The following is a 17,834-nucleotide window of genomic DNA, read 5'->3' on the forward strand; positions in this document are numbered from 1 at the left end:
ATAAAACCAAGTTATAAAATAAAAAATATGAAAATCTGCTTATACAATGACCTACTACTCATCATCTTCGAATACAGTATAAGAACGATCATTATATACTTTCTATTCTATCATTACTACCCCAGCTTTTACGATGACTCTTTTATCTCGAAGTCGCATTTCTGCTGGTAAATTACGGCTCAAATGATCATAAACCATTTGTAAAAAATGCCTTGAGACAACAATACCAACCTTATAAAAGAACTCCTTACACACCCACTTAGCAAGAAAAACTTGTTCTATCAATGATTTAGGAATTTCAATAGACCACGTTGTATGTTCTTGCCGTATATTTTCAAGAAAGGGTTGTGCTTGTTGTTTCATGTAACAGGAAAGTTCCTCAGAATCTTGAGCGAGTGTGAGTAAAGGTTGCGTGATGTTTTTACCAAAAATCTCTTCTAACCAAGGAAATATCTTATTACGCATTCTAGCACGTAGATACCGTTCATCAGTATTTGTTACATCATGAACATAGGGAATATTTTCAGCATCTAAAGTATGAATTAAAATCTGTTTGGGGATATGTAATAAAGGCCTTAAAAGAGGGATTCCGTTGTAGGATGCTTCACTAGTCATCCCTTTTAAATTTCCTAAATGTGCTCCCTCTAACACGCGTTTTAAAACAGTTTCTGCTTGATCATTAGCATGATGAGCTAAAAAGATCCCTGCAAGATTTTCTTCCCGACAAATTTTATAAAATAATTCATAGCGATAACGTCTCGCAGCATTTTCTGGATCTTTTGATGTTTTATCTTTGGAAGGAACATGATTGACTATAAGGGGGACACCTTCTTCTTGACATCTAAGCTTAAGCTCCTCAGCTTCACGATAGGATGACTCTCTCCATCCATAATCTACATGAACAGCAGTAAAAGAGACTCCCCGAGATTTAAGAAGATAGAGGAGAAATAATGAATCGCTTCCTCCTGATAAAGCAAGCAGATAGCTTTTTTTCATATCTAAAGCAGAAAAAAAAACTTCTAATCGCTTATCATTTCTGAGTAGGCAAGATAACATAATCTAAATACATGTCCGTGTAAATGCATTACAAATACTTTAAGGCTTATCAACTTACAGATATATGCTTACTTTGTCCTTAACCTTGAAGAACTCCTGATACCAGGTATGCTATGCCCATTCTATGGAAAGTCCTAATTTTCCGTTATTTAAAAACTGTGACTTTTTGCACGCTTAGCCTTATCTGTATTTCTATTATTAGTTCCCTTCAGGAAATCGTTAGCTACATAGCAAAAGATGTTCCTTATCCGACAGTTTTGCGACTAACAGCTTACCAGATTCCCTACTTATTGCCCTTTATTCTTCCGATTTCTTGCTTTATTTCTGCTTTTACGCTTTTTCGAGGATTGTCTGATAATAACCAAATCACCTTCCTTAAAGCATCTGGAGCTTCCCAAGCGATCATCACTTTTCCTGTTCTTATGGTTTCTTGCGCCATTTGTTGTGTAAATTTTTATACATGTTCTGAATTGGCTTCTATTTGTCGTTTTCAAACCTGTAAAGAAATTGCCAATATGGCTATGACTTCTCCGACATTATTACTCCAGACACTACAGAAGAAAGAAAGCAATCGTATTTTTATTACTGTGGATCATTGTGCCAAAAGCAAATTTGATAATGTGATTATTGCTTTAAAAAGAGACAAAGAAATTGCTAATGTAGGGCTGATTAAAACTATCATTCCTGATGTTGCTAATGATACTGTACAAGCACGGGGTGTTGTTATGATCTCAAAGCTGCCCTCCACACTGACAGATCAACGCTCTTCGAATTCTAAAGAATACTATATAGAGACCTTGGATGAAATGTTAATTCCTAAGATAACTTCAACGTTATTTGCTGGAAAATCTTACATGAAAACACGGACAGATTATTTACCTTGGAAGCAACTTGTAAAACAATCATTTAGCCGTACCTATTTACCCGAAACCTTAAGAAGAATCGGTATAGGTTTGCTCTGTATTACTCTTACCTATTCTGGCATGGTTTTAGGAACCTATAAACCAAGATTTCGCAAATCAATAACTCTTTATTGTATTTTCCCCGTTATAGATTTAATTTTATTAATAGTTGGCAAAAACACGTCCTCTCTCTTTCCTGCTCTTATGTTGTTTATTTTCCCTCAGGTAGTTTCTTGGATTGTTTTTGCGATCAAAGCATATCGAGAAAATAGGGGTTATGCATAAGTCATGTATATTTGGAAACGTTATGTATTAACCAAGTTTTGGTTTTCTTTAGTATCATTAATTGTATTGGCTTTTGTTTTTTATGCCTCTATTCATCACTCCCTTCATACTATCAAAGGGAATACTACCTCTCTGGCTTCAGGGGCATCGTTAAAGCTTTCTATTCTTTATTATCTATCACAGATAGCTCTTAAAGCAGAATTTCTCATTCCCCAGCTAGTTGCTGTGGCAACTACCATCACTCTATTTTCCATGCAAAATAAACGTGAAGTCCTTCTCCTACAAGCCTCCGGACTCTCTTTGAAGTCTTTAACAGCTCCTTTGATCCATTCGAGTTTTATTATTACACTACTTTTGTATGCGAATTTCCAATGGCTACATCCTATATGTGAACAAATATCCATAACCAAAGAGCATATGGACAGAGGCACTCTAGATAAAGTCCATGACAAAGTCCCCGCTCTCTATCTTAAAGATCAAACAGTTCTACTTTATTCTTCTATTGAGCAGAAAACATTAACTCTTAATCAGGTGTTTTGGATTAAAAATCCTAAAACGATCTACACCATGGAAAAACTGGCATTTACAACACCATCTCTTCCTATAGGACTTGATGTTATACGCTTTTCCGAAACAGAATCTGGAAGTATAGAGCTTAGTGAATACTCTGATATGAAAGAGTTCCCTGAAATTGAATTTGGATTCTACGATAATCCTTTTTCTAAAATTTTCACGGCCGGAGGTAAAAATCGCCTTTCGGAGTCGTTCCAAGCTATTCCTTGGAATGCCACAGGCTTAGGGTTGTCTACAACTATTCCTCAGCGAATCTTATCTTTATTGTCTACGTTTTACTATATGCTAATTTCTCCTTTAGCTTGCATATCCTCGATGATTATCTCTGCGTATCTTTGTTTAAGATTCAGTCGTGTTCCTACAGTGACTCTTGCCTACCTTGTGCCTTTAGGAACGATAAATACCTTTTTTATCTTCTTAAAAGCAGGTATGGTTCTGTCTAACAGTAGTGTTTTACCGATATTACCTGTAATGTTATTCCCATTAATTATCTTAGCTATATTCACAAACTATGCTTATGCTAAGCTTCAATAATTTCATTGAGATAACCTGAGAACTGCCATTTTTCTAAATCATAATTGTAGAACGGTTTAAGGTTAGAAAGGTTTTGTCTATTTTTCCTCAAACAATTTAAAAATTTACTCATCAATTCAATATGATGTGCAAATACAAGCCGGTCTCTAGCTACTAAAGTGGGTGCAAGAACCTTTGTCATAAGCAATTTTAATCTGTGCTCATCCCAGGCTTCTTCACTAGAAAAGAAAGTCAACCCTGCAATGAATATCGATGCGTAATCCAACCCATCCTTAGACATGACTATCAGGTTATTTGGATCTATAATTTCTATAAGCTTGAAGACGGTTAGGTAGGAAATAATATGCAACAGCAAGAGTTTATCGTTTTTAAATAAAATCTTTTTCTTAGAAAAGAATGTGTCTTTTAGAACTGAGAGGCTAGCGTCAAGAAAATCATAAATTTGGCCTTTGGATATACTTGGGACGGAAAATAATGATAAGGATCCGGATTTATTGAATTCTTCTTTGAAAATCGAAAAGAATCCAAAAAAGGTTTCTTGTTCTCCGTGAACTTTTTCAATATGTTTTAATAGATCCTCTGGTTCTGGGAATGAAAATATATGTGCCTTATCAATTCTATCTAAGCTTTCTTCTATCACACGGCTTCTTGCACGATCTTTCCTAGATAAACGATTCTGTATGTTTAAAATTAGTGTGATATCTCCTAGGTCTTCCTTAGCATTGAGAAACCCGATAAATTCCTCATTACAATTCGCATAGAGTATAGAGCTTTGTGTGATAGGGCTTGGAGATCTTATGATATTTATTGATTTATCTCCCAACTTCAATGTTCCTTCTAATCCCGGAAATACTCCTAAAACAATAGGATCAAACACTGTGGCGCGCGAGTCTAATATTCTGTCTATCGCTTTAAATAAAGGACCGCTTGGGTATTTAGAAAACAACCGATACAATTCTTCGTACACCTCAGAAACATATTGTCCTGATGATAGAGGTTTCTTATCTTCCTGAGCTTGGATTTTTGAGTTTATATGAAAATATAAATATCGAGCTGCTTCTGTAAATGTCAGTTTAGTTTCAAAAATCCCACTACTTAAAGAAGACATGAGAGTGTGTGTATGTCGATAATGCGTCTGATTATCAGGAACAGTGTTTTGAGTTTTCCATGCATCTCTCAAGAAATAGAGAAAATCATTGAAGTATTGAAGGTTATCTTTCTTAGGATTATTAGAAACCACGGTGGTTTGATATCTAGATAAGAATAGCCCCATGACAGCATTGTGTATTTTTTCTGTAGATTTAATCTCTAGATTACTCAAAGCCTTCTGATAAAATAACCGTATAGGCATATCGTTCGTGAATACTAATGAAGACGCTAAATTATGAAGCTCTTCGCTATTCCACACCGATGTTTTTGTTAAAGGATCACCTTCATGAGCTGTTTCATGAATCTTCCCTTGTTTGCAGATAATCTGAGTGAGTGTATCTGTATAAAAACGCTTATTCTCCTCGTCAGACATGTAGAAAAGCTCATAGGAACGGTCTCGTTTCACTTCTACTAAGTTATTTAAGAAATGCTCTTCCTCATGCATTTCTTCTAATTCCCGTTCGATGAGTTCTTCGTTTTCTTCTTCTTCTTCCTCCTTAATAATCTTTCGGCTGAGATTGGCTTGCGTTTTATTGTAAACCCTACTTAGCTCAGAATAATCATGAACTAAACTCTGATACAACTCTCGTTCTCTACTTTCTAGGAAAGAAAATACGTTTTGTACCCCTGCGATAAGGAAATTAGACTCTTGTAAGGCCTTATTTGCTTCGCTCTTAGGTAGAGAACCGGCTTTCTTAAGATAATCCTCTATATTCTTGATCGCCTGTTTCATTTCATCAACATGATGATCTTCAGAAAATATATCATCCGACCTGGTGCTATTAATGAAAGACGATGGCGAATTATAAGAAATCTTTTTTAACTTCTCTAAATGCTGCAATGCTTTTTCAAAATTATGACCAGACTTTCGCATATTTACTCTATAAACGAATCAAAAAATTAGATTATTATCTTACAATCGTTATATTAGTTTATTATAAAAATAATTTAACCATCAAACTAATTTAAAAAGAAAATGAAACTACGATTAATAAAACGTTGAATTAAAGAAATTAAAAACTGATAAAAAAAATAAGAGAAGATAAAAACAAGAGAAAAGCTTGAAATGCGCTAAAAGATTGATATCTAGAAAGAAACGGAAGAAGAGGGATTCGAACCCCCGGACCCTTTCAGGTCTCCTGTTTTCAAGACAGGTGCATTAAACCGCTCTGCCATTCTTCCTTAAGAAAACTGCTGTAAAAACCTTAAGTCGTTCTCACAGAAAAGACGAATATCGGAAATACCATGTTTTAACATAGCTAACCTCTCGATACCCATGCCAACAGCATATCCTGTATAGATTTCAGGATCAACTCCGCTGTTACGCAAAACTTGAGGGTGTATCATACCAGCTCCAGCTACTTCTAGCCAACCAGTATGTTTACATAAGGAACACCCTGCTTGTCGACATTCACAAGAAACATCGACTTCTATTCCTGGTTCAACAAAAGGAAAGTAGCTGTGACGTAAACGTAACTCTATTTCCCTTTCAAAGAACGTATGGTAAAACTCCGTAAGCATCGCTGTCAAGTCAGAAAGTGTTACATGACGATCAAGATAAAAAGCCTCTACTTGATGGAAAATCACATGAGAGCGTGCTGAAATATCCTCGTTACGGAAACATAGACCTGGGGCAACGACTTTTATAGGGGGTTTCCCTTTTCGTAATTCTCTAACCTGGACGTTAGATGTATGTGTGCGTAATACTGTTTTAGCATCTAAGTAAAAAGTATCATGCATTTGTCTCGCGGGATGATCTTCCTCAAAATTCAGCAAAGAAAAGTTATTTTCTTCACTTTCGATGTTTGGAGCTTCGCGAACACAGAAACCGAGATGAACAAAGATATCCACAACATCGTCTAAAACTTTTTTCACGATGTGTTTCCCTCCAGGACAATGCGGTTCTCCTGGCAAGGTAATATCAATCTTTTCTCTTAAGAATCCCTCGGCTTCTTCTGCCAAAAGGATAGCGTTATTTTTATCACGGATTAGGTTTTCGATATAGGTCTTACAGTCATTTATGGAAGCACCCATTAGAGCCTTTTGGTCTGCAGGACACTCCCTTAACTTATCTGCAAAACAACGGAAAAGACCTTTCTTTCCTAGATAACGAACCTTTAGGTCAAAAAGATCTTTTGAAGAGTTAACTTGATTTAGTTCTGCACAAAATTGTTGCTTTGTAGCTTCAAGCTCCTCTTGAATCGCCATGAGATTTACTTCCTAAAGATTTGCCTCTAAAGCTTTTTTAGCTTGATTAGCCACTTCTGCAAAACCCGCAGGGTTATGAATAGCCATTTCTGATAGCATTTTTCTATTTAAATCGATTCCTGCGCACTTTAAGCCATTAATTAAACGACTATAGGATAAACCGTTTATTCTAGAAGCGACGTTAAGACGAGCAATCCAAAGGCTACGGAAGTCACCTTTACGATCTTTTCTATGCATATAATTGAACGCCATAGCTCTCATTACTGAGGATCGGCTTTGACGAAAATGGCCTTTTCTATCTCCCCAAAAGCCTTTAGCTTGTTTTAATATACGCTTACGACGGCGCCTGGAAGCTACTGAACCTGTTGCTCTCACCATAATACAATTCCCTTACCTTTAAACAAGCATCATTCGCTTATACATACCTACCTGTCCCTTATCTACTAAAGGCTGCTTAGATAGGTTGCGTTTTTCCTGCGAAGATTTTTTCGATAATTTATGCCTCTTGCCTGGGCGAGTTCTCTTTAACTGGCCAGAACCTGTCAACTTAAAACGCGCCGCAACGGACTTATTGCTTTTCATCTTGGGCATTGATTTTGTCCTGCTTTTTCTTAGTTTTTACCGTTCCCGGAGCGACTACGCAAATTAAGGAACGGCCATTTAATTTTGGCTCAGATTCTATGAATCCTACGTCTTCAAGACCTTGACTCATCTTTTGTACAACTTTGTACCCATGTTCTGGATAGGCAAGTTCACGGCCTCGAAACATACACGTAATTTTTACTTTATTCCCTTTCTCAATAAAGCCTCGTGCTTGTTTTAGCTTTGTAGCAAAGTCATTGTCATCAATATTTGGCTTTAATTTGACTTCTTTAACACGGACTTGGTGTTGAGCTTTTTTAGAGTCTTTCTCTTTCTTGGTTAGATTATAGCGATATTTGCCATAATCCATAATTTTACATACAGGTGGCTCGCTGTTTGAAGCAACTTCCACAAGATCTAAATCGGACTCCCTGGCTAAGTCTAGAGCATCTTTGGTATTCAATATGCCCAATTGCTCACCAGCAGAACCTATAAGACGGACTTTAGGAGCTCGTATCTGTCTGTTAATTTTTAAATTTAATGCCACACTCTATCCCAGTTGCTCGTTAACACGATTCTTTAAATGATCAGAGGCTAGTACTTTGCCCTGGAGAAAACCTATAGAAACAATCTTCCCTTCATCTAGACAAAGAAAGATAGAATCTTAGAGAATCCTTAAAAGAAAAGCAATTGAAATCCCATTGCTCAATAGCTTGTTTGAGAACTTTTCATCTCCTAACATAGGCAAATCCCATCTTTTCAAAACTTGTTTTTACAATTCTCTAAATAGAAAATGGTTGAAAGTCATCCTGAGGTTTATGATTTTTTGTTGCATTTAAAACTTTATAAAATATAACCTTAGTACTTTCTCATTTCGCGTCTTTCTATACTAAGTTCCTAATTTAGCAAACTGAAAATGTATTTTTATAACTAATAAATCATTGTTGTTTTGGTGTCATAATGTCTACTCTGACTCCTGAAAGCTCCTTAGGGTCTTACGTCAAACTTCCTCGTCCTCTCCCCAAACAAAAAATGCGGGAGATCGTACTGCAAATGCTTTATGCCTTGGACATGGATCCTATGTCTGAAGAGAGCCTTGTTCCTCTCTTAATGTCAGAGACTGCCGTTACTCAAAAACACGCTTCTTCTGCCTTAAATTTTTCAAAAGAAATCCTTGCAAAGTCTTCTGAATTGGATTTATTAATTGCTCAAACAGTTAAAAATACCTCTTTTGAGAAGCTGACTTTGATGGAAAAAAACGTTTTGCGTTTAACATTATATGAGCACTTTCACGGGCAGCCTATCAATACCGCTATCTTGATTGCGGAAGCTACAAGGCTGGTCAAGAAGTTTAGCTATGTTGAAGCTTGCTCTTTTGTTCATGCAGTTTTAAATGATATTTTTCGTTTAGCTACGCCGATAGCACACCCTGATACTTCTCTAATGTGTTGTTAAACCTAATGTTATTTTAAACTTATCTGGAATTCTAAATGTGAAAGCATCTACTGCCATTCGTTTCCCCTTTTCAGTTCGCCGTAGTGTTTGGTTGAATAAGTATTCTACGTTTCGTATCGGAGGTCCTGCGAATTACTTTAAAGAAGTGCGTTCAGCTAGCGAAGCACAGCAAGTGATTCAGTTCTTACACAGTCACAACTATCCATTTATTATCGTCGGGAAAGGTTCGAATTGCTTATTCGATGACCGAGGGTTTGATGGTTTTGTTTTGTGTAATGGTATACAAGGAAAAGAATTTATCTCTGAAACTACTATCAAAGTCTATTCGGGAACTTCTTTTTCTTTTCTAGGGAAAACTCTTTCTTCTTCAGGATATTCAGGTTTAGAATTTGCAGTAGGTATTCCAGGATCAGTTGGTGGGGCTGTATTTATGAATGCTGGAATCGGCAGTCAAGACACTGCCTCTGTAATTGAAAGCGTGGAAGTCATTAATTCTCAAGGAGAAATCCTTTCGCATAATGCTGAAGAACTCGCATTTGGTTACCGGACATCGCGTTTTCAAGATTGCAATGAATTTATTCTTTCGGCAACTTTCCGCCTATCTAGAAATTCTTCATCCGCAAAAATTGCAAAAGACTTGCTTCGGAGTAGGTTACTTTCTCAACCCTACCAACAACCTTCTGCGGGATGCATTTTCCGTAATCCCCCAGGAAATTCCGCGGGAAAGCTCATCGATGAAGCTGGTTTAAAAGGCTTTTCTCTAGGAGGAGCACAAATATCTCCAAAGCACGCTAATTTCATTGTGAATACGGGCAGAGCAACATCTCAAGAAGTGAAACAGCTTATTCAAATGGTTCGAGACAAGTTACAATCACAAGGAATCAACTTAGAAGAAGAAGTGCGTATTATTCCTTACCAACTACCCTAAGAGAACGGAACACAAAAAGTCTTGGAGCCTTATATCTATTCATAATATAGAAAGAGCCCACTTCCCAAAGCTTAGGATCTAATGTACATGCCAGTCCCTCGACAGAACACATCTCATTTGCTCCCTCTGCATGACCTGGATAGCATACTACGGTAACTACCCCTTGAGGAGCTACTAAGGTAAGTGCTTTTTGAATGCTCATGATAGTTGTTTTTTCTAAAGTAGTAATACTCTTATCGCCATTAGGAAGGTAACCTAAATTATAATGAAATAGTTTAGCTCCTGACTCATTAATATGTTCATGAGACATCTCTTTAAATTCTATAATAGATTTTTCTTCATTAGACAAAGATTTAGAACACAAAAGAGAAGCCTTTGTTAAAGCTTCTCTTTGCACATCATAGGCTACCAGTTTCCCTTTTCCTTGCAGTATACGGGCTAAAATCAAGCAATCTTTACCGTTCCCACAAGTCGCATCCACAGCGGTATCTCCAGGAGTAAGAACATGTTGAAAGATTTCGTGAGATAACCGGACGACATTTCCTTGAAGCAATCCTATTCCTTTAAACATCAATAAGCCTATTGCAAAGATACTCTTTTCTCGATAACATTATACCCTAGTTTTTGGGGTATTAGCTCAGTTGGTTAGAGCGTCACGTTGACATCGTGAAGGTCAGCTGTTCAAGTCAGCTATATCCCAACTTTCTTTACAAATTCTGTGTAGAAAATTTCCTGTCCTTTAGATCTCCATAACCTTTCAAACCAAGAATCTCCGTAATTCTCCAGCATCTTACAATAATAAGGCTCTTCCAATTGAGGCAGTAAGCGTTGTTGCATAATCTTGATAGCCTGAAGAAGGTAATTTTTATCATCTGTAGCGAGAATGATAATTCCAGAGTCTACTAGAACCCTAACAATATCGTTCATAAACTCATCTTGAAATAAACGATGTTTACGATGACGAGACTTTGGCCATGGATCAGGAAAGTTAACAACAATACGTTGTATAACCTCATTCTGAATATAATGACGGAAAAAGGTTTGAGCTTCACCGCAAACAATCCTCAAGTTTCTCACTTGAGAATTATGCATTTTAGACCAGATTTTCCTTACCCGATCAAAGCGTTTTTCAACTGCTATCCAATTCATATTCGGGTTTTTGTTAGCTTGCGCAACTACCCAATCACCGTTCCCTGAACAAAGTTCACAGAAAATTGGGTGATTATTCCCGAAAAATTCTTCCCAACTAGGCATCTCAAACTGATCATGTTTGAAATAATGTTCAGGAATGTAAAGGACATCATCCTTGATTTGGGTTTTACGTTCTTCCCAAAAAAAAGGAGCTTTTAAATCTTGTGGTTTCATTTAGAAATAATAATAAGAGATTACAACTCAAGAAATTATAGAAGCTCTTTCGGTTTTCTTTAAGAGTTTTCTTTTCAAGAAAAAAAGAGAGAAAATACAATTTATATCAGAAAAAAAAACGACCTTTGGGAATCCCAAAAGTCGTCAAAGTACGTATATAATAATGATTTCAAAAAACTACCAACTTAAATTCGCAGCAGTCTGGTATTCTATTACACGAGTTTCAAAAAAGTTTTTCTCTTTATTAAGATCGATAGTTTCACTCATCCATGGGAAAGGATTCTTAGAATGATAAATAGGCTTCAAACCAATTCTTTCTAAACGACGATCAGCAATATGACGTACGTAGTCAATAAACATTGAAGCTTTTAATCCTAAAATCCCACGTGGCAAGCAATCACGAGCATATTCGATTTCCAAATCTACAGCCTTTTCAATAAGTGCGATAATTTCACTTTGAAGTTCTGGAGTCCATACCTCGGGGTTTTCTTCTTTAATTCCGTTGATAAGATCGATACCGAAATTCAAATGGATAGTCTCATCTCGTAAAATATACTGGTATTGCTCTCCGATTCCAGTCATCTTATTTTGACGATGGAAAGAAAGGATCATTACAAAACCACTATAGAAAAAGATCCCTTCCATAATGATGTAGTAGCCGACCAAGTTTTTAATAAACTGGCTCAATCCTTCTAACGAATTCGTAGAAAAATTAGGGTCTAAAACATCCCCAGTCAAGGTCATTTGGAAATCATCCTTAGCCCTAATCGTTGCGCGCTCGTTATAAGCATTGAAAACCTCTGCTTCATCTAGTCCCAAAGACTCACAAATGTAAAGAAACGTATGCGTATGCACAGCTTCTTCAAATGCTTGTCTCAATAAATATTGGCGTGCTTCAGGATTTGTAATGTGCTTAAAAATAGCCAAAACAATGTTATTCCCTACTAAACTTTCTGCTGTACTGAAAAACCCAAGGTTTAAAAGAATAACTCGACGTTCATCTTCGGAAAGATTGTTTGATTTCCACAATTCGATATCGCGAGCCATTGGGACTTCTGTTGGTAGCCAGTTATTCGCGCATCCATTTAAATAGTGTTCCCAAGCCCATTTATACTTAATAGGGACTAACTGATTCACATCCACCTGATTACAATTAACCAAGCGCTTGCTATTTAATTGGACGCGTTTTGATTTACCTTCTAAAATATCTGCTTCCATTGTTTCCATCCTTCTCTTTTATATTACTGGCAAGATTCGCAACCTTCTTCGAAAGAACAGACGGGTGTTTTCTTAGCTCTGTCTACGACTATACTTGTAGAAGCAGACTTGTTTTTCATCCATCTAGGCTGAATTCCTCGTTTATTGATATCAATAAACGATTTTTCTACAGAGGTGGCTGCTAAGGACCTTAAGTAATACGTAGTTTTCAGTCCTTTTTTCCATGCTGTGAGATACATAGCAGAAAGTTTTTTACCGTTAGGTTCCGATAAATATAAATTGAGGGATTGACCCATGTCTACCCATTTTTGTCTTCTAGAAGCACATTCAATTAACCATTCAGGCTCAATTTCAAAGGCTGTAAGGAAGATCTTTTTCAAATCATCAGGAATCCGTTCTATTTCCAATAAAGAGCCGTCAAAGTACTTCAAATCATCTAACATATCGTCATCCCATATTCCTAATTCCTTGAGCTTATTGATCAAATAGACATTGGGAATTGTAAACTCTCCAGAAAGATTGGATTTCACAAACAGGTGCTTATATGTTGGTTCTATGGATTGAGTGACCCCGATAATATTGGATATAGTTGCTGTTGGAGCAATTGCCATAGTATGACTGTTTCTCATTCCATAAGACTTGATTGCTTCACGCACAGGATTCCAATCCTTACGACATGATGTATCCATCAAAACATTTTGTTCTCCGCGGTATTCTTTCAATAACTCTATGGTATCTAGTGGGAGATAACCTCGATCCCATTTAGAACCTTTGTAAGAGCTATATGTTCCGCGTTCTTTAGCTAATAAACTTGAAGATAGTATGGCATAATATGCAACCAGCTCTGAACTCTTATCAGCAAACTCTACAGCTTCTGGAGATGCATAGCTAATATTCAGTTTATAAAGGGCATCTTGGAAACCCATAATTCCTAAACCAACAGCCCTATGAGATAAGTTAGCGTTAGCCGCTTCTTGAGTTGGATAAAAGTTAAGATCTATGACGTTATCTAAGATACGAATAGCTATTGATATCGTTTCCCCAAGTTTCTTTTCATTGATATCACCATTTTCAATATGTTCTACCAAGTTTACAGAACCTAAGTTACAAACTGCTGTTTCATTCTCTGAGCAGTTTAACAAAATTTCTGTGCACAAGTTCGAACAACGTACAACACCAACATGATCCTGCACAGCACGAATATTAGAAGGATCTTTGAAGGTCATCCATGGATGTCCTGTTTCGTAGAGCATACTTAACATCTTACGCCACAAATCTGCAGCCGGTATCTTCTTATATAATTTGATTTCTCCTGTATCTATTTTGCTTTCGTATTCTTCATAAAGCTTATCAAATTCGATACCATAAGCCTCATGTAATCCAGGAACATCATCGGGACTAAATAGAGTCCACATACCCTGCTGCTCTAAACGCTTGAAAAATAAATCGGGAATCCAGCTTGCAGTATTGATATCATGAGTACGTCGACGCTCATCACCAGTATTCTTTCTTAACTCTAAGAAATCTTCGTAATCTAGATGCCATGTCTCTAGATATACGGACGTAGCGCCTTTGCGTTTACCTCCCTGATTCACAGCAATTGCTGTATCATTCGCTACTTTAATGAAAGGAATGACACCTTGGCTTTTTCCGTTAGTTCCTTTAATCAAAGAGCCTGTAGCACGTACTCCAGTCCAGTCATTACCGATACCTCCAGCCCATTTAGAAAGCATAGCATTATCTGATATGACTTTATAAATATGCGCGAGGTCATCCTGTACTGTAGACAAGTAGCAAGAACTTAATTGTGAATGACGCATTCCAGAGTTAAACAGGGTAGGTGTTGCTGGCGTATAACGGAATGTAGACAAGAGATTGTAGAAAGTAATGGCCCAGAAAGTTTTATCATCACCTTCGTTCAACGCAAGCCCCATGGAAACACGCATCCAAAAAATTTGAGCTGTTTCTACTCTAAGCCCTTCATGTTGATTGAAATAACGATCATAAAGATTTTGTACTCCCATATAAGAGAACTTTTGGTCTCTAGATATATCTAAAGCTTCGGCCAAAGCATCAAGGTCATACTCTTTCAAACGAGGATTTAACCGATACGTTTCTCCATTAAGAATATAGTTTTTAAAACATTGCTTTTGCGCTTCAGCAAGATCAGAATCCGTTGCGGTTTTCCCCATGGTCTCTTGATAGACCACATCCATGAGCAGCTCGGCTGCTACATATGCGTAATCAGGCTCTTTTTCAATATTGGCTCGCGCTGCCATAATGCAGGCCAAAGCAATTTCTGATTCTTTAATTCCAGAATAGAAATTGGCAAATGCCATATCAGCAAGCACGTGGGGATCTGTTGTTTCAGGGAATCTTTGACACGCCCAAATAAATTTATCAATTAGCTGAGATTTATTTATCGAATATGTAGTTCCGTCACTTTTAACGACATCATATACTTCTTCAACAGGATCTTTCTGAGCATCTATCTGTTGCTTGTTTTCACGAATTCTAGAACGTGCTTCTCTATACAAAATATAATTTTTAGCTACGTCATAATGGCCAACTACCATTAATTGTTTTTCAACAATATCTTGTATGACTTCTATATCAATAGTTTTTTCTGGAGAACAAACGCCTAAGATTTCTTCTACTATTTTATTCGTCAGCCCATTGATCTCAGAAAGAATCTCTTGAATAGAAACATCTGTGATTTTCTGTGTGGCCCTAAAAGCTTTTTCTAAGGCTGCAGAAATCTTCATGGGATTGAATTTTACAGTACTTCCATCCCTACGTATGACAGAAACACAATGCCAAGACCCTTCTCGTTGTTCCTTGTGCTGGTCTCTGTAGATAATATAATCTCTAGCGACATCTTGCAAACCATTCACATACAACTGGTTCTCTACCATATCCTGAATACGTTCAACAGTAACAACCTGACCTTCTCTAATTTTTTGAACGGCTTCATTTACAACTCTATGAGTGATATCGGAAATAGCATTTTCTAAATCTTTGGGTAAGGGAGAATCATTTTCCAGACTACGTGTATCACGAAAAGCAGCTTCCAAAGCTTGGAAAATCCGTTCCTGATTAAAGGGAACAAACATGCCATTACGTTTTACAATAGTATAATGTTTCTCTTTTACCTCGACCATATATCATCCCCTAAAATCTGTATTTTCGATTCAAAATAAGTATTTCTAAGCAATAACGGAATTCGACTAAACACTTAGGAAAATCCCAGAAGATCTCTCATAGTTGAACATCAAAAAACTTAGAGAAAAGTCTCCCTTTCCTAGAAGACGTTTCTTCTAGAAAACCCAATATGTAGTGAAACATTATGCACTTGTATACCATATATAGGAATAGACAACGTTTCGTGCAATTGAAAAGTACGATCATTCTCTGGAAAAAAATATCCTTCTGAGGAACATTTTTTAACTTAGATATACGATGATCTTTTTGGCAAAAACTTGTTGATTTTTGATGAATATATTATGCTTAGACCTGTAACGAACTTCCGGAATTCTCATGGCAGAATTGGAACCAGAAATCCGAGGCAAGCGTCGAGTCGTGACTCCGAACGCTATCACAGCCTTCGGTCTCTGTTGTGGACTTTTTATTATTTTTAAGAGTGTTTTAAAGACATCATCTTCTGTAGAACTCTTGCATCGTTTACAGGGGCTTTCGCTTTTGTTAATTAGTGCAATGATTGCAGATTTTTCTGATGGTGCTATTGCTCGCATTATGAAAGCTGAAAGTGCTTTCGGAGCACAATTTGATTCTCTTTCTGATGCGGTCACATTCGGTATAGCTCCTCCACTCATTGCAATTAAGAGTCTTGATGGTGTGTACGCTGGAGGATTTTTTTCTTCTCTGCTTTTAGTCACTTCTATAATTTACTCCTTGTGTGGAGTGTTACGGCTAGTCCGTTATAATTTATTCTCTAAAAAACCGAACGAAACAACACGGCTTCCATGCTTTATCGGTTTGCCGATTCCTGCTGCTGCTGCATGTGTTGTCTCTTTAGCTTTATTCATAGCCTCTGACTTTGGTACAGTACTTCCGGTACAAGTGCGTGTTACTTTGATTTCTTTAGGTCTACTATTTATTGGAAGTTTGATGATCTCCCCTTGGAAATTCCCAGGGCTCAAAAACCTACGTTTTAAAGTTTCTTCTTTTTTACTTGTCGTTACTACTGGCTTAGTCGCATGTTTGTTTTTCCTAGGTCTTGTTGATCATTTTACCGAAGTATTTTTCTTAGTTTCTTGGTTATATGTTTTGGTAGGGTTCCCTATTTTTGCGATCACATATCAGAGAAAGACAAAACGGTTATGATAGACTTTTCAATAACACATCTTCTTGTTGCTTGCCTTGGCCTCGGCTTAGGGATTTCTTTATCTTCTTATTATTATCGCAAGAGAGAATCTTCGCATTCCGAAGCAAGAAGAAATTTGGAGCATGAAAATGAACTCCTTAAAAGTTCTTTAGAGTTATCACGTCGTCAAGAACAACTGATGGAGGATTTCAGCAATAAACTTGCTGTTTCTTCACAATCTCTTATTAAAGAGATGAAAGAAGAAACAAAGAGCTACTTCTCTGAGAAATCTAAAACTATTGAATCTATATTAACTCCTGTTCAGGCTACGCTGACTGCTTTTAAGCAAAACTTAGAAACTTTCGAGACTAAGCATGCTGAAGATCGTGGTTCCTTAAAAGAACAAATTTCCCAGCTTCTTGCTGCGGAAAAAAAACTTGAAAAAGAAGCTCAAGCTTTGACGGATATCTTAAAACATCCAGGATCACGAGGCCGTTGGGGAGAGATTCAGTTAGAAAGAATCTTAGAGCTTTCAGGTATGCTTAAATATTGCGATTATGAAACACAAGCTACCGATACTGAAGGTTCAGTACGAGCTGATATGGTCATCCGTCTCCCTCACGAACGCTGTTTGATCATCGATTCCAAGGCTCCATTTTCAGAAACATATTTGTCTGGGGATACTTCTGATAAATCTGACTTGGTAGGGAAAATCAAGGATCATATCAAAACACTAAAATCAAAAAGCTACTGGGAAAAATTTCATTACTCCCCAGAATTTGTCATTCTTTTCCTTCCTGGCGAGAGTATTTTTAATGATGCTCTACGTATTGCTCCTGAACTTATCGATATCGCAGCCACTTCTAATGTCATTCTATCGGGACCTTTAACACTACTCGCTTTATTAAAAACTGTTGCTCATACATGGAAACAGGAAAACTTAAGAGCACAGATCCAGGAAATAGGACAATTAGGAAAAGAGTTACACCATCGTTTACATGTGGTCTTTAACTATTTCCACAAGATTGGGAAAAATCTTAACAATACTGTGCAAAGCTATAATGATATGTCGTCTAGCTTGCAGCATAGGATATTACCAACACTACGGAAATTCGAAGATTTAGAGATAACATCTTCTCTACACAGAGTAGAGGATCCATCTCCTATCCATAATCCTGCAATATCTTTTCTTCCAGGCTGCGAAGAAGATGACATCGCTTCAGAAGATCGCTTATTCCAAGAAGATAAGCTGTAA

The 17,834-nt window shown here is 37.0% G+C and carries 16 protein-coding genes and 2 tRNA genes; 7 read left to right on the plus strand and 11 right to left on the minus strand.

Annotated features, from left to right (window positions below; genetic code table 11):
• Positions 1-102: 102 nt before the first annotated feature.
• Entirely contained in the window at positions 103-1,056 is a 954-nt protein-coding gene (gene tilS / locus G5O_RS08960; protein WP_006343428.1) for a tRNA lysidine(34) synthetase TilS, read from the minus strand.
• 113 nt (positions 1,057-1,169) lie between these two features.
• On the opposite strand from tilS, the gene G5O_RS08965 reads away from it, so the two are divergent.
• Positions 1,170-2,243: an LptF/LptG family permease gene (locus G5O_RS08965; protein WP_006343429.1), complete on the plus strand. Its 1,074-nt coding sequence runs from the start codon at positions 1,170-1,172 to the stop codon at positions 2,241-2,243.
• A gap of 3 nt (positions 2,244-2,246) precedes the next feature.
• Complete coding sequence (locus tag G5O_RS08970) at positions 2,247-3,350, plus strand: LptF/LptG family permease (RefSeq protein WP_006343430.1); 1,104 nt, start codon at positions 2,247-2,249, stop codon at positions 3,348-3,350.
• Here G5O_RS08970 and G5O_RS08975 read toward each other — a convergent pair.
• The 6 genes from G5O_RS08975 to infC all read right to left on the minus strand — a co-directional run bounded on the left by G5O_RS08975 (position 3,337) and on the right by infC (position 7,836).
• Positions 3,337-5,373, minus strand: a complete 2,037-nt coding sequence (locus tag G5O_RS08975; RefSeq protein ID WP_006343431.1) for a hypothetical protein — start codon at positions 5,371-5,373, stop codon at positions 3,337-3,339. The genes G5O_RS08970 and G5O_RS08975 overlap by 14 nt on opposite strands.
• Positions 5,374-5,596: 223 nt before the next feature.
• Positions 5,597-5,681, minus strand: a tRNA-Ser gene (locus G5O_RS08980).
• On the minus strand, positions 5,682-6,707 hold the full coding sequence (gene pheS, locus G5O_RS08985; protein ID WP_006343432.1) for a phenylalanine--tRNA ligase subunit alpha: 1,026 nt from the start codon (positions 6,705-6,707) through the stop codon (positions 5,682-5,684).
• Between the two features lie 12 nt (positions 6,708-6,719).
• The gene (rplT, locus tag G5O_RS08990; RefSeq protein ID WP_006343433.1) at positions 6,720-7,085 is read right to left on the minus strand and encodes a 50S ribosomal protein L20; all 366 of its coding nucleotides are present in this window, start codon (positions 7,083-7,085) and stop codon (positions 6,720-6,722) included.
• A gap of 18 nt (positions 7,086-7,103) precedes the next feature.
• Positions 7,104-7,298, minus strand: coding sequence for a 50S ribosomal protein L35 (gene rpmI / locus G5O_RS08995; RefSeq protein WP_011006725.1), 195 nt, complete (start codon positions 7,296-7,298; stop codon positions 7,104-7,106).
• Positions 7,276-7,836: a translation initiation factor IF-3 gene (gene infC, locus G5O_RS09000; RefSeq protein WP_006343435.1), complete on the minus strand. Its 561-nt coding sequence runs from the start codon at positions 7,834-7,836 to the stop codon at positions 7,276-7,278. Before infC ends, rpmI begins: the two co-directional genes overlap by 23 nt.
• A gap of 413 nt (positions 7,837-8,249) precedes the next feature.
• Here infC and nusB point away from each other — a divergent pair, with 413 nt between their 5' ends.
• The gene (gene nusB / locus G5O_RS09005; RefSeq protein WP_006343436.1) at positions 8,250-8,744 is read left to right on the plus strand and encodes a transcription antitermination factor NusB; all 495 of its coding nucleotides are present in this window, start codon (positions 8,250-8,252) and stop codon (positions 8,742-8,744) included.
• A 37-nt stretch (positions 8,745-8,781) separates the two neighbouring features.
• Entirely contained in the window at positions 8,782-9,672 is an 891-nt protein-coding gene (gene murB / locus G5O_RS09010) for a UDP-N-acetylmuramate dehydrogenase (protein WP_006343437.1), read from the plus strand.
• Here murB and mnmM read toward each other — a convergent pair.
• Positions 9,650-10,243 carry a tRNA 5-(aminomethyl)-2-thiouridylate-methyltransferase MnmM gene (mnmM, locus tag G5O_RS09015; RefSeq protein WP_006343438.1) on the minus strand — a complete coding sequence of 198 codons (594 nt, stop codon included), beginning with the start codon at positions 10,241-10,243 and terminating at the stop codon, positions 9,650-9,652. The two genes, murB and mnmM, sit on opposite strands and share 23 nt — an antisense overlap.
• A 55-nt stretch (positions 10,244-10,298) precedes the next feature.
• On the opposite strand from mnmM, the gene G5O_RS09020 reads away from it, so the two are divergent.
• Positions 10,299-10,372, plus strand: a tRNA-Val gene (locus G5O_RS09020).
• Here the strand turns inward: G5O_RS09020 and trmB are convergent.
• The 3 genes from trmB to G5O_RS09030 all read right to left on the minus strand — a co-directional run bounded on the left by trmB (position 10,363) and on the right by G5O_RS09030 (position 15,416).
• The gene (gene trmB, locus G5O_RS10370; RefSeq protein ID WP_013462721.1) at positions 10,363-11,037 is read right to left on the minus strand and encodes a tRNA (guanosine(46)-N7)-methyltransferase TrmB; all 675 of its coding nucleotides are present in this window, start codon (positions 11,035-11,037) and stop codon (positions 10,363-10,365) included. The two genes, G5O_RS09020 and trmB, sit on opposite strands and share 10 nt — an antisense overlap.
• A 177-nt stretch (positions 11,038-11,214) precedes the next feature.
• On the minus strand, positions 11,215-12,255 hold the full coding sequence (locus tag G5O_RS09025) for a ribonucleotide-diphosphate reductase subunit beta (RefSeq protein ID WP_006343439.1): 1,041 nt from the start codon (positions 12,253-12,255) through the stop codon (positions 11,215-11,217).
• Positions 12,256-12,278: 23 nt separating this feature from the next.
• Complete coding sequence (locus tag G5O_RS09030; RefSeq protein ID WP_006343440.1) at positions 12,279-15,416, minus strand: ribonucleoside-diphosphate reductase subunit alpha; 3,138 nt, start codon at positions 15,414-15,416, stop codon at positions 12,279-12,281.
• Positions 15,417-15,792: 376 nt separating this feature from the next.
• Here G5O_RS09030 and G5O_RS09035 point away from each other — a divergent pair, with 376 nt between their 5' ends.
• Complete coding sequence (locus tag G5O_RS09035) at positions 15,793-16,599, plus strand: CDP-alcohol phosphatidyltransferase family protein (protein ID WP_006343441.1); 807 nt, start codon at positions 15,793-15,795, stop codon at positions 16,597-16,599.
• Complete coding sequence (locus tag G5O_RS09040; RefSeq protein ID WP_006343442.1) at positions 16,596-17,834, plus strand: DNA recombination protein RmuC; 1,239 nt, start codon at positions 16,596-16,598, stop codon at positions 17,832-17,834. The genes G5O_RS09035 and G5O_RS09040 overlap by 4 nt, the downstream gene beginning before the upstream one ends.

The organism is Chlamydia psittaci 6BC, from assembly GCF_000204255.1.
Taxonomy (GTDB): Bacteria; Chlamydiota; Chlamydiia; order Chlamydiales; family Chlamydiaceae; genus Chlamydia; species Chlamydia psittaci.